This window comes from Myxococcus sp. AM010 (assembly GCF_013372585.1).
Lineage (GTDB): Bacteria > Myxococcota > Myxococcia > Myxococcales > Myxococcaceae > Myxococcus > Myxococcus vastator.
Genome location: NZ_JABXEO010000041.1, coordinates 41,009 through 60,071 on the forward strand (window position 1 = coordinate 41,009; position 19,063 = coordinate 60,071).

A 19,063-nucleotide genomic window follows, 5' to 3' on the forward strand; every position below is an offset into this window, starting at 1 on the left:
CGGGACGGCCTCGCCGGACATGCGGGCCGCCCCGGACTGAAATTCCTACGGGAGGGGGCTGCTCTCCATGGGAAGAACCGCCGAGGCCACCGGCTCCAGCCGCCCGTCCTGGAGCCAGGGCGTGCCCAGCTCCTCCAACAACCGCGACAGGGTCAGCGTCACCAGACGGCGCAGCTCCGCGTGCGCCTCCGGCGCCACCGCCGGCTCCAGGCCCTTCAGGGCGCGCTCGGCCGCGGAGGTGCGCAGGCGCGGCGCTTCCGGAGCGCCTTCGAAGAGGCGCTGGCCCAGCTCCACCACCCGCCCCAGCGGCACCGGACGCGCGTCCGCGCGCTCCTCCAGCACCGCCATGGCGACGACGGCGGCGAAGAGGCGCTCCAGGCCCAGCGTCTCCAGGGGCACGCCGAAGCGGGCCAGGGCCTCGCGCGCCGAGTCGTCGGTGCCGCCCAGCACACCCCGGAACACCTGCACCTGGGCCTCCGCGCGGGCCACCAGCGCCTCGGTGGCGGCCAGCTCGCGCCGGGAGCGGAACGGCACCGGCTCCGCGCCTTCCACGCGCAGCGCCCGCCGGGGCCGCTTCTGGCGCAGCGCGGACAGGGCGGCCGCCTCCTCCGGAAGCACCATCAGCACGCCCTCCCGCATGGCGCCCGGCGCCTTCGCCAGCCGGTCCGCGCGGAACTTGAGCTGGAGCGTGAGCGAGAAGCCCGTCTGGAAGATGCGCCGCAGCGGCGTGTCGCGCAGCACGTCCGTGGCGCGCTCCGGGTCCGCGCCCGTCAGGTGCTCGAGCGCCAGGGACAGGTAGTCCCGCACCGTCTCGCTCGCGTGGCGGACGGCGTCCAGGTCCCCCGGGTCCGCCAGGTCCGCCACCAGCGCGGCGCTGGCCACCTCGCGCAGCTCGTCCTCCGCGTTCACCGCCTCCACCATCGTCAGGCCGCGGAAGGCCGCCTCCAGGTAGTCCACGTGGGCCGTGGTGGGCGCCAGCCCCGCACGGGCGGCGGACGCGGGAGAAGGCGCCACGTCCACGCGGCTGAACAGGGACACCGCCTCCTCCAGCGACGGGAAGCCCATGTCCTGGAGCCGGCCGCGGCGGAACTGGTACGCGGTCTCCTCCAGCTCACTGGGAATCTCCCAGCGCACGGCCTCCAGCAGCCGCACGGCCTCGAAGGGGTTCTCCGCGATGAGGTCGTTGAGGAGCGAGCGGACGGCGGACATCTCCACGCCCTCCGCCTTGATTTCGACGAGGTAGCGCCCCTCCGGGGTCTCCATCGTCATGCCCGCCGGGTTGACGTCCGGGTTCTCCTCCAGGTCATGCACCTCGACGAACTCGCGCAGGAGGATTTCGAGCACCTCCAAATCCAGCCCGTGCAGCTTGCGCAGGAACTCGCCGGTGTCGTCCACCCCGCCCCGCGCGGCGCGCAGCCAGGTGAGGACGGCGTGGGCGTCCAGCGCGTCCCGCCGCCAGCCGCCCAGGTCCACGAAGGCGCGGAACTGGCCCGGCGAGGCGAGCTGCACCAGCTCCGTTGAATCCGCGAGCCCCAGCTCCTGGATGGTGACGTAGAGGTCCTCGGCGGGCATCGAGCGCACCAGCGCGCGGGCCTCCGCGACATCCAGGAGGGCGTCCACCCGCTGACGCGGGGACAGCCTCATCAACCGCTGACGCAGCTCCCGGGGAGCCAGCTGCGTGTCGCTTCCATTTCCCTTGCCGTTTTCGGACACGGCGCGGTCCCTACCACAGCGCCCCCCGGCCCGGGAGCAGAACCCCACCGGGAGCGGCGGCTACCGGATGATGCCGGCGGCCCTCAGACGCGGGTGGACTTGCCGAAGGTGTCCAGCAGCGCGCCCCACACCTGGTCCACGCCCAGCTTCTCCGTGGAGGAGAACGGGAGGATGACCTCCAGCGGCAGGTCCATTGTCTTGGAGAGCTCCACCAGCCGAGGCTTGCGCTTCGCCTTGACGAGCCGGTCCACCTTGGTGGCCACCACCAGCACCCGGCGGTCGTGCGCCTGGAGATAGTCGAGCGTGGCCAGGTCGTCCGGCGTGGGGCCCACCTCCACGTCCACGATGCTGACCACGGCCTCCAGGCGGTGCCGCTTCTCCAGGTAGGTGGTGATCATCTTCTCCCACTGGGCCTTGTCCGCCTTGCTGGCCTTGGCGAAGCCGTAGCCCGGCAGGTCGGCCAGGCGGAGCTGGTGGCGGACGCCGCCGCGCTCCAGGTCCACGTCGAAGAAGTTCAGCGTCCGGGTGCGCCCCGGCGTGTTGGACACACGCACCAGCTTCTTGCGGCCGGTGAGCGCGTTGATCATGGAGGACTTGCCCACGTTGGAGCGGCCGACGAAGGCCACCTCCGCCGTGTGGTCCGTCGGGTAGCCCTTGGGCTCCACGGCGGTGGTGACGAAGCGTGCGTCGAGGACCTTGATCACAACGTCATTTCTTGGCCGACGGATCCGCGGCGCGGCGGGCGCGCTCGGCGGACCAGTGGTCGATGGCCTTGAGCGACTCCTTGAAGTCGAACGGCCGGAGGGAGGGCGAGGATGCGTCGTGGCAGGAGCGGCACTGCTTCTCCGACGGGTCCACCAGGCCCACCAGCCGCGCCAGCTCCGAGTCCTTCATCACGTACTCGGGCGAGTAGTACTGCCCCCCGCCGTGGCACGTCTCACAGGAGACGCTCACGGTCGCCTGGGTGACCTGCTCCGGCGAGTGGCATGACAGGCAGCGCCCGTCCTTCTTCTGCTGCTCGGAGAGCGAGCTCTCCGCCCGGGCGTGCTTGGACTTCATCCAGGTGTCGTAGGCCTCGGGGTGGCAGCCCTTGCAGCTGTCCGGGCCTACGAAGTCGGCGCCCCCGGCCGCCCCAGCGGCGGCCAGCACGAGAAGGGAGAGGATCCGGATGCCAGGAACGCGCATGGAGCCGGAGTAGCAGAGCCCCCCGGACGGGGCAAGGCGTCTCATGGTTGAATGACCGGCAGAAACTTCCGTCGGGCATAGGGGGTTGCTAGAGCCTTGCCCGCCCGTTCCTGCAGGGAGGAGCCGTATGCGCATCCTGACCGTCCTCGCCGTCCTCACCTTCGCCGTCCCCGCCGCCGCCAAGCCCTGGCAGGGCATTGAGCCGGGGGTGTCGAAGCGCGGCGAAATCATCAAGAAGTTCGGCGAGCCCTCGCGCACCGTCAGACAGGACGGTAAGGAGATCATCGCCTACCTGGCCGAGGAGGCCATCAAGGGCACCACCCAGGCCCAGTTCAAGGTGGATCCGGACACGCAGCTGGTGGAGCGCATCGACGTGTTCCCCGGGCCCATCATCGACAAGGAGACGGTGGAGAACAGCTACGGCCCCGCCTGCCCCTCCGGCGCCGCGCCCGCCACGCCCTGCTACCTGCGCAAGCTGACGGACGACTTCCGCACCTACTTCCTCTACCCCCGCCTGGGCCTGGCCATCTTCTTCAATGAGAATGGCAAGACGGTTCAGTCGCTGACGTTCACCACGCAGAAGGCCGCGAAGTAGGGCACGCCCGTGCACGTCTTCGGACTGACGGGGGGCATCGCCTCCGGGAAGAGCACCGTGACGCGCGTGCTGCGGGAGCTGGGCGCGGAGGTGCTGGACGCGGACGTGCTTGCCCGCGAGGTGGTGGAGCCGGGCACGCCTGGGCTGGCCGCGGTGGCGGCGCGCTTCCCCGGCGTGGTGGGCTCGGACGGCCGGCTGGACCGGGCGAAGCTGGGCGCGCGCGTCTTCGGGGACCCCGCGGAGCGGGCCGCGCTCAACGACATCACCCACCCGCTGGTGCGTCAGGCCTTCATGGACAAGCTCCAGGCGCTGGAGGCGCGGGGCGTGGCGCGCGTCATCTATGACGTGCCGCTGCTCATCGAAAGCGGCATGCACGCCTGGATGGAGGCCGTGGCGGTGGTGTGGGTGCCCCGCACGGTGCAGAAGGCCCGGCTGATGTCCCGCGACGGGCTGAGCTCCGACGCCGCCGAGGCCCGGCTGGCCGCCCAGCTCCCCCTGGACGACAAGCGCGCCCACGCCACCTGGGTCATCGACAACAGCGGGGACCTGGCCTCCACCCGCGCCCAGGTGGAAGCGATGTGGCGCGCCATGCTCGCGCGCGGCTGAGCGCCGGGTATGCTGCGCGCCGCATGAGCGAGACGCGCAAGAAGGCCACGGCCGGAACGTACTTCCTCACCGGCTACCCGGGGTTCATCGGAAAGCGGCTGGTGGAGCACATCGCCCGTGAGGACCCGAAGGGGCACATCTACGCGCTGGTGCAGCCCAAGTCATTCAAGGAAGCCCAGCAGCACGCCGCCCAGGTGAAGGGCGCCAAGGTGGAGCTGCTCACCGGTGACGTGGTGGACATGCACCTGGGCCTGTCGGGCGAGGAGTACCAGCGCCTGTGCGAGCGGGTGACGGACATCTTCCACCTGGCGGCGGTGGCCCAGTTGGGCGTGGCCAAGGAGACGGCCTGGCGGGTCAACGTGGACGGCACCCGCAACCTGCTGGAGTTGGCCCGGGACTGCGGGAAGCTCACGCGCTTCAACTACTTCTCCACCTGCTACGTGTCCGGGGACCGCCTGGGCGTCATCGCCGAGGACGAGCTGGACCGGGGCCAGGGCTTCCGCAACGCCTACGAGGAGACGAAGTTCCAGGCGGAGCGGCTGGTGCAGCGCGCGGGCGCCACCCTGCCCATCACCGTCTTCAGGCCCTCCAGCGTGGTGGGGGACTCCCGCACGGGGGAGATTGACCGCTTCGAGGGGCCCTACTACCTGGGCATCCTGCTGGTGACGTCGCCGCTGGTGGTGCCCCTGCCCCTGCCGGGCAACGGCGTGGCGCCGCTCAACGTGGTGCCGGTGGACTACGTGGTGGAGGCGGTGTGGCGCCTGTCGAAGGACCCGCGCGCCCAGGGCAACACCTTCCACCTGGTGGACCCCAACCCGATGAGCGCGCGCCGCGTGTACGAGCTCATCGCGGAGAAGTCGAACAAGAAGCTGCCGCGCTTCAACCTCTCCGCGCGGGCCGCGGACGTCATGCTGCGGCTGCCGCTGCTGGAGAAGCTGGCCCGCCCGCAGCGCGCCGCCATCAGCTACGTCAACCACCTGGCCATCTATAACTGCCACAACACGCTGGAGCTGCTGGACGGCACCGGCGTGCGGTGCCCTCCCCTGTCGTCCTATCTGGATCAGCTCGTGGCCTACGTGCGGGAGCAGTACCGCAAGCGCCGTGAGGGCTCGGACGAGGACGACCCGTTGGATCAGGGCGGCGCACCCGACGCGGAGCGTCCCTGAGCACGCGCGGCGGCCAGCCGTGGTAGATCCACGGTTCCCATGCCACGCACCTACCAGCCAGGCGACACGTTCACGCACGTCCGCGAGTGCGACCGGTACCGGCCGATTTACTACGCGGGCGCTTCGGGGGACTACAACCCCATCCACATCGACCCGGAGGCAGGCACCGCCGCCGGGCTCAACGGCAACATCCTCCAGGGGCTGTGCACCCTGGGCTGGGTGGTGGAAGCCATCGCCGGCTTCGTGGAGGACCCGGGCCGGGTCCGCCGCGTGAAGGCGCGCTTCTCGCGCCCGGTGCGGCCCGAGGACACGATTACCTTCCAGGGCCGCGTCACGTCCGTCCAGGACGGGCGGCTCACGGCGGAAGTCTCAGCCACCAACCAGCGCGGCGAGGACGTCCTCAAGGGCGCCGTCGTCGAAGCCTTCATCGGGTAACGGCCATGGCGCTCGACAAGCAATTCATTGGCCGTGAGTACGGCCCCTACCGCTACACCCTGGGCGAGGAGAAGCTGCGCGAGTTCACGCTCGCCGTCGGCGGCGCGAAGCCGGGCGCCGGGACGCCGGGCGAGCCCCCCGCGCACGTCAGCCCGCTCCTCTACGACGCGCAGGCCGCCCAGGCGGGGCCGCACGGGGGCCTCATCGCCTTCCCCAGCTTCGCCGTCGTCTTCGCCATCCGCCCCTTCAGCGCCGCCATCGCTGACCCCGCGCTGAACATCAACATGCAGATGCTGGTGCACGGTGAGCAGGACTTGGAGTTCCTGGACGTCATGCGCCCCGGCGACGTGATGACGACCACCGGCCGCGTCGCGGACCTCTACGAGCGCGCCCGCATGGGCTTCGTCGTCGTCACCAGCGAGTCGCGCAACCAGCACGGCGCCCTGGTGGTGAAGGGCACGTGGTCAGCCATCATCCGCGGCTAGCCGTCAGCCCGCGGAGATGACGCCCTCATCGATGAGTTGGACGAGGATGCGCGCGGTATCCAGCCGCGTCATCCCCGACAGCGAGAAGAGGTCCTCGTAGCTCACCGAGCCGTCAATCTGCGCCAGCACGAAGCCGGCGCGGTGGTCCAGGTTGAGCCAGATGATGTCGTCCGGCTGCAGGCGCACGGCGGGCACCCGGCCCAGGTCCCCCAGCTTGGACTCCAGCCGGGCCATCAGCATCCGCTCACTGCGCGCGCGCAGCGACTCCACGCGGACGTCGGACGGCGCCAGCTCCTTCGCCTTGAAGAGCAGGTCCACCGCCCCGGAGTGGTCATCCAGCTCCAGCAGGTCCTCGGCCCCGCGCAGGAGCAGGTCCAGCTCGCTCTCCACCACGGGGAGGCCGAACTCCTGGGTGTGGCCGTCGGGGATGCCGAACTCGTCGGTGTCCCCCTTCGTCTGGATGACGGGCTCGTCGAACTCGATGACCACGTCGCGCGACAGCAGCTCCAGCACGTCCGCCGGCGTGCCTTCCAGCGCCTCCGGAAGGACGACGGGCGCCGAGGGTGACTTGCCACCGCCGTCCGAGGGGCCGCCCTGCCCTTCCGCCCAGGCGCCCCAGTCGCCTTCCAGCGCCGGTGAGACGGGCAGGTCCGCGTCGGTGGGCGCCAGCCGTCCCAGCGTGGGCTCCAACTCCGCGGGCCGCTCGAACGGCGTCGCCGCGCCCCGTGACGGCGCACCCGCGGCGGCCGCCAGGTACTCCCGGGCGCGGGTGTTGGTCGGATCCAGCTCCAGCGCGCGCTCGAAGAGACGCTGCGCCCCCTGGACGTCGCCACTGAGGCGCAGCCACAGTCCTGCCTCGATGAGCTGGTTCGCGCGCTGGCTGCTCATCTACCGCCCCGTGCCGCTCGGCGCCGGGCCCTTGAGCTGCGCCAGACATCCCGTGAGCAGCTCACACGCGCGGCCCAGCGCCGCCACGTCCTCGCCCGCCCGGACCGCACGCGCATGCTCCAGCACCTGCTCCGCGCGAGGCATCACCTCCGGCGCCAGCCCCCCTCCGCCCGGCAGCAGCCGCGCCCGCGTCAGCGCGTCCACCACGTCGCGCGCCAGCGAGTCCAGCGCCACGCGCCGCGTCTTCAGCTCCTCGGACGCCCGCGCGGCGATGAGGTAGCCGCGCTGCTCGTCCATGATGCGCTGGAGCTCCTCCTCCGTGAGGCCGCTGGACGCGGTGACGGTGATTGACTGGCGCAGCCCCGTCTCCCGGTCCTTCGCGTGCACGGAGACGATGCCCTCCGCGTTGATGTCGAAGGTGACGTCAATCTCCACCTGGCCCCGCGGCGCCTCCCGCAGACCGGTGAGGGCGAACTCGCCCAGCAGCTCGTTCTGGTGGGCCAGGTCGTGCTCGCCCTGGAGCACCATGATCTTCACCACGCGCTGGAAGTCCTTCGACGTGGCGAAGACCTCCGTGGCGGACGTGGGCACGGTGGTGTTCTTGGGGATGAGCCGGCGCACGGAGCCCCCGGCGATGGCCACGCCCAGGCTCTGCGGCGTCACGTCCAGCAGGAGCAGCTCGTGCTCCGCCTGCACCAGCGCGTGGGCCTGGATCGCCGCGCCCAGCGCCACCACCTCGTCCGGGTGGACGCCCTTGCACGGCTCGCGGCGGAAGTAGCCGCGCACGGCCTCCACGACTTTCGGCATGCGCGACATGCCGCCCACGAGGATGACCTCCTTGAGCTCGGAGGCGCGCACCCCCGCCTCGCCGAGCACCTCGGTGGTGAGCCCCACCACCCGCTCCGCCAGGTCGGACGTCAGGTCCTCCAGCTTCTCGCGGCTCAGCGTGGCCTGGAGGTGCAGCGCCGCCCCGCCGCCGGGCGGCGTGCAGATGAAGGGCAGGTTGAGCCCCGCCTCGCGCACGCTGGACAGCTCCACCTTGGCCTTCTCCGCCGCGTCCTTGAGCCGCTGCAGCGCCATGCGGTCCTTGCGCAGGTCGATGCCGTGCTCCTTCGCGAAGCCGAAGACGAGCCATTCGATGATGCGGTTGTCCCAGTCCTCGCCGCCCAGGTAGGTGTCACCGCCGGTGCCCACCACGTCGAAGACGCCCTGGGAGATATCCAGAACGGACACGTCGAAGGTGCCGCCGCCCAGGTCCAGCACCGCCACGCGCCCGTTCACCGTGCGGCCGAAGCCGTAGGCCAGCGCCGCCGCCGTGGGCTCATTGATGATGCGCAGCACGTCCAGCCCGGCGATGCGGCCGGCGTCCTTGGTGGCCTGGCGCTGGGCGTCGTTGAAGTAGGCCGGCACCGTGATGACGGCCTTGGTGACGGGCCGGCCGAAGTGCGCGTCCGCGTCCGCCTTCAGCTCCTGGAGAATCATGGCGCTGATTTCGGGGACGGACAGGTCCTTGCCGCCCATGCGGATGCGCAAGTCGTCATGCTGCCCGGCCACCACCTCGTAGGGCAGCGCGCGCAGCGAGTCCTGCACCTCGTGCGAGGAGAACTTCCGGCCGATGAGCCGCTTGGCCGCGTACACCGTCTCCTGCGGATTGGTGATGGCCTGCCGCTTGGCGATGCTGCCCACCAGCCGCTTGCCATTCTTCGCCATGGCCACGACGGAGGGCGTGAGCCCCTGCCCCGTGCGGTTCTTGATGACGACGGGCTGGCCGTCCTGGACGGTGGCGACGATGCTGTTCGTCGTTCCCAGGTCGATGCCAATGAGGGGTTCGGGCTCAGCCATGGGGAACCGTACTCACTCCTAGAACGTCCAGCGCAGCTTCTTGAGCGCCGCCTTCGCTTCCGCGTTGTCCGGGGCCAGCTTCGCCGCATCCTCGAAGGCCCGCTTGGCGAGTTTCTTCGATCCGCCGTCCAACAGCACCTTTCCCAACGTCAGTTGGTGCTCGACCTTGTTGGGGTCCAGCTCCACGGCGCGTTGCGCCAGCCCTCGGCTTTCGGCCGCATCCTGCCCCAGCAGGTGCCCCAGACGGGCGCAGCGCCAGGCGGCCTCGGCGTTCTGGTCGTCCAGCGAGCAGGCGAGCCGGTAGGCAGCCATGGCCCCGTGGGTGTCACCATGCTGCTCCATCTCCCGCCCCCGAGCCACTTCGATGGTCGCCCGCTGCGAGTCATGCCCCCGGCGCGCCTTGACCAGGAGAAGCGCGGCTTCGCGGTTCTTCGGGTCGATCGTCTGGACTTGATGGAAGTCGTGATAGGCCCGCTCCCAGTCACCACTGGCGATGGCGGCCTTGCCCCGGGCCATGAGTTCGGCCAACCGCCCCGTGCGGGCCAGGTAGGGATGCCGGGCCAACCGGGCCTGCCGCTCCGCCCGGCGCGCTTCGGACGCGCCATCCTCCAGCGGCGGCGCCAGCGGACGCGATGGCGGCGGAATGGACGAGGGCCGGCTGGACGCCACGGGCGGCCGGGGCGCGGGGGGAGGCGGCGAAACCCGGTGCACCGGCGGCGGCTCAGGCGTCAGGAGTTGCTGCGCGGGCGCGGGAGGCGGCGGCGCGGCGGCTGGCGGCGGCGCGGCGGCGCGTTCGGCCTGCGCCAGCGCCGGATTCGCGCGCAGGTAGGCCTCGCGCTTGTCGGGCTGCATCAGCACGTTGTGCGCGTCCGTGAGGCGCCGGAAGATGCGCTCCATTCGGGCGCGGAAGCTGCCCAGGTTCTTTCCGAAGTAGCGGTCCGGATGGAAGCGGCGCGAGGCGTTGTAGTACGCCTGCTTCACCTCCGCCGCCGGCGCCCCGGGCTTCAGCCCCAGCACGGCGAAGTGGTCCATCGCGTCGAGCGCGCGCTCCAGCTCGATGATTTCCTTCTTCCGCTCCGGCTCCAGGTCCACGGCCTCCGCCATGGCCGCGTCCACCACGGGCGCGGGCGCGCCCCGAGGCACCACCCGCGCGGGGACGATGGCGCCCTTGGCCCGCAGCGCCAGCAGCACGGCGATGGTGCGCGGCTCGCCCAGCTTGGAGCGCGCCAGCACCTGGTCGATGCGCTCCACGCGCCCCACGAGCTGGAGCACCGCGCCCTCTTCCGCGGTGAGCTGAAGCCGAGCCGCATCCAGTTGGGGCACCGTGGCGAGGTGATCCGTCAGGGCCCCCAGCCCGATGATCGTGTTTGGCGCACTCACAGTGACGGTCCGAGTCCTGACTCCAAGAGAGGGAAGACGGCCACGCCCGTCAGTTGCTGGCGAGCACGCGCTCGAGGATGGACAGGCCTTCGTCCAGCTCTCGCTCGGTGACGATGAAGGGCGGCGCGAAGCGCAGGGTGCGCTCGCCAGCGGCGTTCACCAGCAGCCCCTCCCCACGCAGTCGGGCGATGACGGGCGCCACCTCGCAATCCAGCTCCACGCCCAGCAGCAGCCCCTGGCCGCGCACGGCCTGGATGCGGCCCGCGGGCAGCCGGCCCTGGAGCTCACGCGCCCGGGCGATGAGGTAGGCGCCCTTCTCCTGGACCTCGTCCAGGAAGCCGGGACGGCGGAGGATGCGCACCACGGCGTTGGCGGCGGCCGCGGCCACCGGGTTGCCACCGAAGGTGGAGCCGTGCGTGCCCGGCGTGAGGCTTGCGCCCAGCTCGTCCTTGCAGAGCATGGCGCCAATGGGCAGGCCGTTGCCCAGCGCCTTGGCCACGCTGATGCCGTCCGGGACGATGCCCTCGTGCATGAAGCCGAACGGCTTGCCGGTGCGCCCCATGCCCGTCTGCACTTCGTCCACCAGCAGCAGCAGCCCGTGCTCGTCACACAGCGCGCGCAGCCCGGCGAGGAAGCCCTGGGGCGCCACGCGCACCCCGCCCTCCCCTTGAATGGGCTCCACGAGGATGGCGGCGGTCGCCGGGCCCACGGCCGCGCGCACCGCCGCGAGGTCGCCGTAGGGCACATGGGTGAAGCCGGGGGGCAGCGGCTCGAAGCCCTTCTGGTACTTCGTCTGGCCGGTGGCGGTGACGGTGGCCAGGGTGCGGCCGTGGAAGCTGCTGTCGAAGGAGATGACCTCGAAGCGCTCCGGCGTGCCGCGGTCCTTCATCACCTTGCGCGTCAGCTTGAGCAGCGCCTCGTTCGCCTCCGCGCCCGAGTTGCAGAAGAACGCGCGCGACAGGCCGGACCACTCGGTGAGCTGCGCGGCCAGGTCAATCTGCGGCTGCGAATAGAACGCGTTGGAGACGTGCCACAGCGAGTCGAGCTGCGCCTTCGCCGCGGACACCACGTCCGGGTGGCAGTGGCCCAGCGCGCACGTGGCGATGCCGCCAATCAGGTCCAGGTACTCGCGGCCATCCGTGTCCCAGACGCGCGTTCCCTGGCCCCGAACCAGCACGAAGGGCGGCTGCTTGTAGTTCTGCAGCAGGTGGCGCTTCGCCTTCTGGACCAGGGCGTCGGTGGAGGCGTCGGACGATGCGGAGGGGGAAGGCTCGGAGTGCGACAAGGCAGTCATCCTTCGTGCGGTACGGTGCCCCTCCGCATATAGCGCGCTACAGGATGTAGCGCGACAGGTCCTCATCCTGGACGATGGCGGCCAGGCGCTCGCGCACGTAGGCGGCGTCCACCTGGAAATCCCGGGGGCCCAGCTCACTGGCGGAGAAGGACACCTCGTCCAGCAGCCGCTCCAGGATGGTGTGCAGCCGCCGGGCGCCGATGTTCGCCGTGCGCTCGTTGGCCTGCTGGGCGATGCGCGCCAGCTCCGTCACCGCGTCGTCGGTGAAGGACAGACGCACACCTTCGGTGCCGAGCAGCGCCGTGTACTGTCGCAGGAGTGAATTCTTCGGCTCCCGGAGGATTCGGACCAGGTCCTCGCCCGTCAGGGGCTCCAGCTCCACGCGGATGGGGAAGCGGCCCTGCAGCTCCGGGATGAGGTCGCTGGGCTTGGAGACGTGGAAGGCGCCCGCGGCGATGAAGAGCATGTGGTCCGTCTTCACGACGCCGTACTTGGTGTTGATGGTGGAGCCCTCGACGATGGGGAGGATGTCCCGCTGGACGCCCTCCCGGGACACGTCCGGGCCGCCCCCGCCCTTGCCGCCCTCGCGGCTGGCGATCTTGTCGATTTCGTCGATGAAGATGATGCCGTTCATCTCGGCGCGGACCACGGCCTCGCGCTGGACGCGGTCGGGGTCCACCAGCTTGGCGGCCTCTTCCTTGCGCAGGAGCTGGAGCGCCTCGGGCACGCGCACGCGGCGGCGGCGCGTCTTGTTCATGCCCGGCATGTTCTTGAAGAGGTCCTGGAGGTTGACGCCGATCTCCTCCATGCCCTGGCCGGAGAAGCCCCGCATGAAGGTGGGGGACGACTCCGCGGTCTCCACCTCCACCTCCACGTCATCCAGGGTGCCGGCGCGGAGCTGCGCGCGGAACTTCTCTCGCGCGGTGTCGCTGACCCGCTGGGCCGGTGGGGGGGGCGGCGGGGCGAAGCCGAACGGCGGCGTCGCGGACGAAGCCTTCACGCCGTTGCCCTGCATCAGCTCAATCAGGCGGTCCTCGGCCAGCTCCTCGGCGCGGGGGCCGACCTTCTCGGTCTCCTCCTCGCGGACCAGCGCGATGGCGGCCTCGACGAGGTCGCGAATCATCGACTCGACGTCACGGCCGACGTAGCCGACCTCGGTGAACTTGGAGGCCTCCACCTTGACGAAGGGCGCCTGCGCGAGCTTCGCCAGCCGGCGGGCAATCTCCGTCTTCCCCACGCCGGTGGGGCCAATCATGATGATGTTCTTCGGGTGGATTTCGTCGCGCAGGTCGTCGTTGACCTGCTGGCGGCGCCACCGGTTGCGCAGGGCAATGGCGACGGCGCGCTTGGCGGCGTCCTGCCCGACGATGTAGCGGTCCAGCTCGCTGACGACCTCGCGAGGCGTGAAGGCGGACAACTTGCGCGATTCGGCCACGGGGGGTGTCTCCTAGAGCTCTTCGATGGAGATGTTGGCGTTGGTGTAGATGTCGATTTCACCCGCGATGGTGAGCGACTGGTGCACCACGTCGCGAGCGGACATCTGGGTGTGCGCCATGAGGGCGCGCGCGGCGGCGAAGGCGTAGGGGCCACCGCTGCCCACGGCGGCGATGCCGTAGTCGGGCTCAATCACGTCGCCCGCGCCGGAGAGGATGAACGTCTTCTCCTTGTCGGCGACGATGAGCAGCGCCTCCAGCCGGCGGAGGAAGCGGTCGGTGCGCCAGTCCTTGCCCAGCTCCACGCAGGCGCGGGCCATGTTCTTCTGGTGCTCCTTGAGCTTGGTCTCGAAGCGCTCGAAGAGCGTGAAGGCGTCCGCGGTGCTGCCCGCGAAGCCGGCGAGCACCTGGCCTTCACCCAGGCGGCGGACCTTCTTCGCCGTGTTCTTCATCACGGTCTTTTCGAGGGAGACCTGGCCGTCGCTGGCGATGGCGACCTTCCCGTCACGCCGCACGCAGAGGATGGTGGTGCCGTGGAACATAGGACCCGGGGTTTAACAAGCCGGGCGCGGCGTTTCCAAGGAACAGTGACTGGCTGTCTGCTCTCAGACTTCAAAAAGGGAGCACCCACGGAACCACCAGCACCGCCAGCGCGACGATGAGCGCCTGGAGCGGGATGCCCACCCGGGCGTAGTCGGCGAACCGGTAGCCTCCGGGGCTCATGACCAGCGTGTTCACGGGCGACGCGATGGGCGTGGCGAACGCCGCCGACGCGGCGATGGCCACCCCCATCAACAGCGGCTCGGGCCGAAGCTCCAGGGTCTCCGCGATGCGGAGGGCCACGGGGGCCACGAGGACGGCGGTGGCCGTATTGGAGATGAACAGGCCCAGGGTGGACGTCACGATGGCGAGCACCGCCAATACGGCGTGAGGGCTGGCCCCGGTGAAGAGCCCCTCCAGGCCCGCCACCGCCAGCTGCGTCACGCCGGTCCGCTCCAGCGCGGTGGCCAGCGGGAACATCCCGGCGATGAGCACCACGCTCTCCCAGTTGACCGTTCGGTAGACGTCCACGGAGCGCACGCACCCCGTGAGCACCATGGCCACCGCCGCGAGCAACACGGCGACCACGTTGGGCAGCAGGCCCAGGGCCATCACCGTCAGCATCGCCAGGGTGATGACGACGGCGAGCGCCGCCCTGCGCGGGTCCGCGAGGCGGTCGGTCCGCGGGTCGGGCTCTGCGAGCAGGATGAGGTCCCTTCGGGCCTCGGACAGGTTGCGCAGGTGCTTCTTGCGGCCCTTCACGAGCAGGGTGTCGCCGCGCCGCAGCGTGAAGTCCTTGAGGGCGGGAGAGGAGGCATCCACCACCGCGTCCGTGCCCCGGCGAATCGCGAGCACCGTGGCCCGGAACTGGTCACGAAAGCGCGCCTCCCGGAGCGTATGGCCCGCCAGCGCCGAGCGGCGGGGAATCACCACCTCCGCGAGCGACTCCTCGGGAGGCAATGACAGGGACTGCAGGGACGGGAGGCGCTCCAAGCCCCAATGCTCCACCGTCGCGGCGACGGCCTCCTCATGGCCCTGGATGACGAGGACTTCGTCCGGTCCGAAGGGGCGGTGCGGAACCACCGGATGCGCCGCGCCCGCCGACGAGATGCCCACCACGTTCACCGCGTGCGCGGAGCGGAGGTTGGCCTCGCCGAGCGTCCGGCCTACGAGCTTCGAGCCACGAGGAACGCGCAGGGCATGAAGCAACGTCCCCAGGCCGTACTCACTGGCGAAGTCCTCGGGCGACAGCACGGCCTGCGCCGCGACCTGCCCCTGCGCCGCCGAGGGCAGCAGGTACTTGCCGACGAAGATGAGGAACAGCATGCCCGCGGCGAGCATCACCACGCCGATGGGGAAGAAGGTGAAGAAGCGGAACGGCTCATGGCCCGCGTCCCGGAGCGCCCCGCTCGCGATGAGGTTGGGTGGGGTGCTGATGAGCGTCAGCATGCTGCCCAGGTGGGCGGCGAACGCGAAGGGCAGGAAGATGCGAGCGGGCGGGATTCCACGCCGCAGGGCGAGCGTCCCCACCACTGGCATCAGGATGGCCACGGTCCCCGTGGAGCTCATGAAGGCGGACAGCGCGGCGGTGGCCAGCATCACCACTGCGATGGTGCGCCCCTCCCCTTCCCCAGCGAGGTGGCCCAGCCGCTGTCCCAGCCACCCCGCGAGTCCCGTCTCCGTGATGGCGCCGCCGATCACGAAGAGCCCCACGAGCATGATGACCACCGGGTTGCTGAAACCCGCGAGCGCCGCATCTACCGGAAGGATGTCGAAGAGGAGGAGCGACAGCAGCGCGAGCAACGCCACGATGTCCAGCCGCACCCGGTCGCTCACGAAGAGCACCAGGGACACGGCGAGGACGCCAAGGGTGATGAGCGCGGGAGGGGTCACATCGATCAGCTATGCCACCGCGCGTGGGGATTCGCTACCCCTCCGCCCCCCCTGCGTCGCCGTCACGACCGCCGACGCCCCAATGCCACGGGCAGGCCCCACTGTACGCCCAGATGAACGAGACACAGCGCCGCGAGGACCGGGGCAAACCAGGGCAGGGACAGCGCCACACGAATGGAGCAGAACTGGGCGTAGAAAATCAATGCGACCACGGGGACGCCAGAAGCCATCCGCTCCCTGCGTGCTGTACTCAGGAACAGGAACGCGGTGTACCCGTCCGTCAGCAGACCCAGGGCCAGGAAGAGCCAGGCCAGCGCGTTCGCCATGGCGGCCACGGTCTGCATCACTTTGTATCGCCTGGACTGCTCACATCACGCCCGTGGATGCGCGGAGTCGTAGACCTGCTGGAGCTGTTCCCACGTCACCTGGGTATACCGCTGCGTGGTGGACAGGCTCGAATGGCCCAGCAGCTCCTGGATGCTGCGGATATCCGCGCCGCCGCCCAGCAGGTGCGTGGCGAAGGAGTGGCGCATCGCGTGCGGGCTCACCTTCCGCGTCAGCGCGCACTTCAGCACGTATGTATCCAGGTGCCTCGCGATGCTCCGAGGCGTCAGCCGTCCGCCCCGGAAGTTGAGGAACATCGCCTCCGGCGCCTGGTCCTTGCGAATCGTGGCCAGCAGTTCCCCCCGCCGCGCGAGGTACGCCTCTAGCGCCCGGATGGACTGCGCATTCACGGGCACGAGCCGCTCCTTGCTCCCCTTGCCCATCACCCGGACGATTCGTCCGCTCCGGTCGATGTCCAGCAGGCCCAACCCGCACAGCTCACTGATACGCAGGCCGCCGCCGTAGAGCAGCTCGAGAATCGCCTTGTCCCGCCGCCCGAGCACCGTCTTCAGGTCAGGCATGTCCAGGATGGCGAAGACCTCCTCCACCGGCAGCACCTTCGGCAGCGTCTTCGGCAGCTTCGGGCTCTTCACCAGCTTCGCCGGGCTCGCGGGAAGCAGCTTCTGCCGCACCAGGTACTTGTAGAACGACTTGATGCTCGCCAGCCGCCGCGCCCGGCTCGCCGGGGCGTGGTCGGTGCTCAACGTGCCCAGGTAGCCACGAATCGCCGCGTGCGTCCCCGACAGGAGCGACAGCTTCATCCGCTCCACCAGGTAGCGCTCGTAGTCCACCAGGTCGATGAGGTAGTTGCGCACCGTGTGCGGGGACGAGCCCTTCTCGTCCTCCAGGTGGGCGCGGAACTGCTCCAGCAGGGGCGAGAGGCTCGTCGTCATCAACGACGAGCCTACGGGCCGGAGAAATCCTTGCAAGATTCGCGGTGAGCCTACGGCGCCTTGGCAGGAGCCGCGGCAGGCGCGACCGCCGCCGGAGCCGGCTCCGGCTGGGACGGCAGCACCGCCAGGCAAGTGTCCTGCGACAACCAGCCCGCGTGGCAGAACCAGGTCAGCAGCGGAATCCGGACCTGCCAGAGCAGGACGAAAATCACCGCCAAGGTGATGGCCAGCTTCGTCCACCCGGACGTGCCCTCCGCCTCGTCGTCCTGCTGCTGCCGGGCAAGCGCCGAGCGCACCATGTCCATGCGGTCCACCCGGGCGTTCGCCGGCAGCTTCGGACGACGCGTCACCAGCGAGGACAGCTCCGGCGTCAGCATCAACCGGTCATTCAGCGCCCAGCCCGAGCCCTCCAGCAGCAGCGCCAGGTTGCGCCGGCGCAGCTTCAGCCAGCCCAGCAACCCCGCGGGCGCCATCACCACGATGGCAATCAGCGTCGCCGCGGAGATGAGGTCCACCAGCGTCAGCGACTTCACCTGCGTCATGATGAACGCGAAGGACGACCCCAGCGCCGCCGCCGCCAGGCCGCCCGCCGCCACGATGCCCGCCAGGCCGCCCCCCGCGGGCGCCGCCGCGGCAGCGGGAGCCGCGCCCGCCGCCGGAGCAGGCGCGTTCGTCGCGTTCGTGTAGCCCTGCTCCAGCGTCGTATCGAACGTCTTCTCGCCCGCCGACGCCAGGCCCTCCACCTTCTTGGTGATGAACGCGCCGATGCGCGTGAAGGGCATGGTCATCGCCTCCCAGAGCGACACGGGCTGACGGACCACCTGCGTCACGATGGCGTCGCTCTCCACGCCGGCCACGTCGTAGAAGACGCCCCGCTTGCCCACCGCGAGCTCCGTGCTCCGGCCGCTCGTCACCGGCACCGCCACTTCATACCCGGGCGTGCCGTCCTTCGGCGCCACCTGGACGTAGAGGATGCAGGTGGTCCCCAACGACGTCAGCGCGGAGTGCGCGGCCCGGTTCGTCACCAGCACCGACAGCGTGTACTTGCGCCCGCCCAGGATGAGCGTCCCCCGCTCCACCAGCGCCGACCGCTTGGGCATGTAGAGGCTGGGCATGCTGATGAAGTTGTTCGTGAACAGCAGCAGCCAGCGCTGGTAGAGCACCAGCCGCTCCAGCTCGTTGATGGCGTCCAGCGTGGGCTTGAGCGCGAGGTCCGCCGCGCTCGCCGCGTCCAGGGCATCCAGGTCCGCGTCAGAGACCGACGGCAGCGTGTCCATCAGCTTGCGCACCGGGCTCGCCTCGAGCTGCGCCTGCCACGCCAGCACGCCGTCCGCCTTCGCCGCCAGCGCCCGCCACGCGGAGTCCGACAGCCGCTGCGAGTCCCCCGTCATCGGCGTGGCGACGTCCGTCCGGAACGCCTCCAGCGCCTCGTACGCGGGCCCGCGCAGGAGCCGGGACCACTCCAGCACGCCCGACGCATCCGGCGGGGCAACAGGCAGGTCACCCGCCGCCTTCCCCAGCGCCGCCACGTCACCCAGCGCGCCCTCCACCCGCTCCGCGCGCAGGCGCAGGCTCGCCGCCGCTTCGGGCTGCGCGGCCACCAGCCGGCACTGCACGAAGTACGCATCCAGCAGCGGCGCCACGTCGCGCACGCGCTTCGCCGTCTCCAGGCTGACGTCACCCCAGACGAACGCGGCGCCCTGCTTCTCCCGGTGCGCCAGCAGCGCCGCGCGCTCCTCGCGGAAGCGCTTCACCAGCGTCGCGTCCACGCCCGCCTGCCCCGCCCGGTTCGTCAGCGCGGGGAAGCTGGCCATCAGCGCCTGGGCCAGGGGTCGCAGGTGCTCGGGCAGGTGCGCGGGCGCGATGATGCCATCCCCGTTCTGCCCGGACTCGCGCAGGGCCTTCTCGCTCTCGCGGACCTGCGCCAGGGAGATGCGCCCCGCGTCCGTCACCTTCAGCGTCCGGAGAATCATCTCCGCCGCGCCGCGCAGGGGACGCGCCTCCTCGCTGAGCGCGTCCAGCTCCAGCACGTCACTGGCAGCGTCCGCGCCGCGCCGGTCCTTGAGCTGCCGGGCCGCCCAGTCCACCGCCGCGCGCACCTCCGCCACGCGGATGCGGCCGTTGCCGTCCGCGTCCATCAACGTCAGCAGGCGAGGATCACAGCTCAAGCCCTCCAATGGGCACGCCGTGGCAATCCACTGCGTTTCTGGGATGCGGATCGCCTCCACCAGCACATCGAAGGAGGGAATGTCGACCTGGAGCGAGCCGCCGTAGCGGCGATAGATGAGCGGAGCCATACGGGCGGCGGAAGTAAGCACACCGCCCGGCGAA

18 protein-coding genes are annotated in these 19,063 nt (G+C 70.5%); 5 read left to right on the top strand and 13 right to left on the bottom strand.

Going from position 1 to position 19,063, the window contains the following annotated elements; all coding sequences use genetic code 11:
• Window positions 1–45: 45 nt before the first annotated feature.
• From HV826_RS19625 to HV826_RS19635, 3 genes are read right to left on the bottom strand one after another with little or no spacing between them, the layout of a single operon-like run.
• Window positions 46–1,761, bottom strand: coding sequence for a DUF6178 family protein (locus HV826_RS19625; RefSeq protein WP_176418558.1), 1,716 nt, complete (start codon window positions 1,759–1,761; stop codon window positions 46–48).
• A gap of 35 nt (window positions 1,762–1,796) precedes the next feature.
• On the bottom strand, window positions 1,797–2,417 hold the full coding sequence (gene yihA, locus HV826_RS19630; RefSeq protein WP_176418559.1) for a ribosome biogenesis GTP-binding protein YihA/YsxC: 621 nt from the start codon (window positions 2,415–2,417) through the stop codon (window positions 1,797–1,799).
• Window positions 2,418–2,421: 4 nt separating this feature from the next.
• Window positions 2,422–2,943: a cytochrome c family protein gene (locus HV826_RS19635; protein ID WP_255217300.1), complete on the bottom strand. Its 522-nt coding sequence runs from the start codon at window positions 2,941–2,943 to the stop codon at window positions 2,422–2,424.
• A gap of 82 nt (window positions 2,944–3,025) precedes the next feature.
• Here HV826_RS19635 and HV826_RS19640 point away from each other — a divergent pair, with 82 nt between their 5' ends.
• The 5 genes from HV826_RS19640 to HV826_RS19660 are packed head-to-tail and all read left to right on the top strand — an operon-like array spanning window position 3,026 to window position 6,185.
• Window positions 3,026–3,493, top strand: a complete 468-nt coding sequence (locus HV826_RS19640) for a hypothetical protein (RefSeq protein WP_176418561.1) — start codon at window positions 3,026–3,028, stop codon at window positions 3,491–3,493.
• Window positions 3,494–3,502: 9 nt separating this feature from the next.
• Window positions 3,503–4,099: a dephospho-CoA kinase gene (gene coaE / locus HV826_RS19645; protein WP_176418562.1), complete on the top strand. Its 597-nt coding sequence runs from the start codon at window positions 3,503–3,505 to the stop codon at window positions 4,097–4,099.
• A 23-nt stretch (window positions 4,100–4,122) separates the two neighbouring features.
• Window positions 4,123–5,265: an SDR family oxidoreductase gene (locus HV826_RS19650; protein WP_176418563.1), complete on the top strand. Its 1,143-nt coding sequence runs from the start codon at window positions 4,123–4,125 to the stop codon at window positions 5,263–5,265.
• A 39-nt stretch (window positions 5,266–5,304) separates the two neighbouring features.
• Window positions 5,305–5,700 carry a MaoC/PaaZ C-terminal domain-containing protein gene (locus tag HV826_RS19655; protein ID WP_163784430.1) on the top strand — a complete coding sequence of 132 codons (396 nt, stop codon included), beginning with the start codon at window positions 5,305–5,307 and terminating at the stop codon, window positions 5,698–5,700.
• A gap of 5 nt (window positions 5,701–5,705) precedes the next feature.
• Entirely contained in the window at window positions 5,706–6,185 is a 480-nt protein-coding gene (locus tag HV826_RS19660) for a MaoC family dehydratase N-terminal domain-containing protein (protein ID WP_163784431.1), read from the top strand.
• A 3-nt stretch (window positions 6,186–6,188) separates the two neighbouring features.
• Here the strand turns inward: HV826_RS19660 and HV826_RS19665 are convergent, their stop codons facing one another.
• From HV826_RS19665 to HV826_RS19710, 10 genes are all read right to left on the bottom strand, one after another.
• Entirely contained in the window at window positions 6,189–7,073 is an 885-nt protein-coding gene (locus HV826_RS19665; protein ID WP_176418564.1) for a tetratricopeptide repeat protein, read from the bottom strand.
• On the bottom strand, window positions 7,074–8,915 hold the full coding sequence (dnaK, locus tag HV826_RS19670; RefSeq protein ID WP_176418565.1) for a molecular chaperone DnaK: 1,842 nt from the start codon (window positions 8,913–8,915) through the stop codon (window positions 7,074–7,076).
• A gap of 18 nt (window positions 8,916–8,933) precedes the next feature.
• Window positions 8,934–10,295 (bottom strand): DnaJ domain-containing protein, encoded by a 1,362-nt coding sequence (locus tag HV826_RS19675; protein WP_176418566.1) that lies wholly within the window; start codon window positions 10,293–10,295, stop codon window positions 8,934–8,936.
• Between the two features lie 49 nt (window positions 10,296–10,344).
• Window positions 10,345–11,589 (bottom strand): acetylornithine transaminase, encoded by a 1,245-nt coding sequence (locus HV826_RS19680; protein ID WP_176418567.1) that lies wholly within the window; start codon window positions 11,587–11,589, stop codon window positions 10,345–10,347.
• 37 nt (window positions 11,590–11,626) lie between these two features.
• The gene (gene hslU, locus HV826_RS19685; RefSeq protein WP_176418568.1) at window positions 11,627–13,024 is read right to left on the bottom strand and encodes an ATP-dependent protease ATPase subunit HslU; all 1,398 of its coding nucleotides are present in this window, start codon (window positions 13,022–13,024) and stop codon (window positions 11,627–11,629) included.
• A 12-nt stretch (window positions 13,025–13,036) separates the two neighbouring features.
• Window positions 13,037–13,564, bottom strand: coding sequence for an ATP-dependent protease subunit HslV (gene hslV / locus HV826_RS19690; RefSeq protein ID WP_176418569.1), 528 nt, complete (start codon window positions 13,562–13,564; stop codon window positions 13,037–13,039).
• A 70-nt stretch (window positions 13,565–13,634) separates the two neighbouring features.
• A complete protein-coding gene (locus tag HV826_RS19695) occupies window positions 13,635–15,455 on the bottom strand; it encodes an SLC13 family permease (protein ID WP_176418570.1) in 1,821 nt (606 codons plus the stop codon).
• 62 nt (window positions 15,456–15,517) lie between these two features.
• Window positions 15,518–15,799, bottom strand: a complete 282-nt coding sequence (locus HV826_RS19700; RefSeq protein WP_176418571.1) for a hypothetical protein — start codon at window positions 15,797–15,799, stop codon at window positions 15,518–15,520.
• Window positions 15,800–15,826: 27 nt separating this feature from the next.
• The gene (locus tag HV826_RS19705) at window positions 15,827–16,732 is read right to left on the bottom strand and encodes a tyrosine recombinase XerC (RefSeq protein ID WP_176418572.1); all 906 of its coding nucleotides are present in this window, start codon (window positions 16,730–16,732) and stop codon (window positions 15,827–15,829) included.
• 50 nt (window positions 16,733–16,782) lie between these two features.
• On the bottom strand, window positions 16,783–19,029 hold the full coding sequence (locus tag HV826_RS19710; protein WP_176418573.1) for a kinesin: 2,247 nt from the start codon (window positions 19,027–19,029) through the stop codon (window positions 16,783–16,785).
• Between the last annotated feature and the right edge of the window lie 34 nt (window positions 19,030–19,063).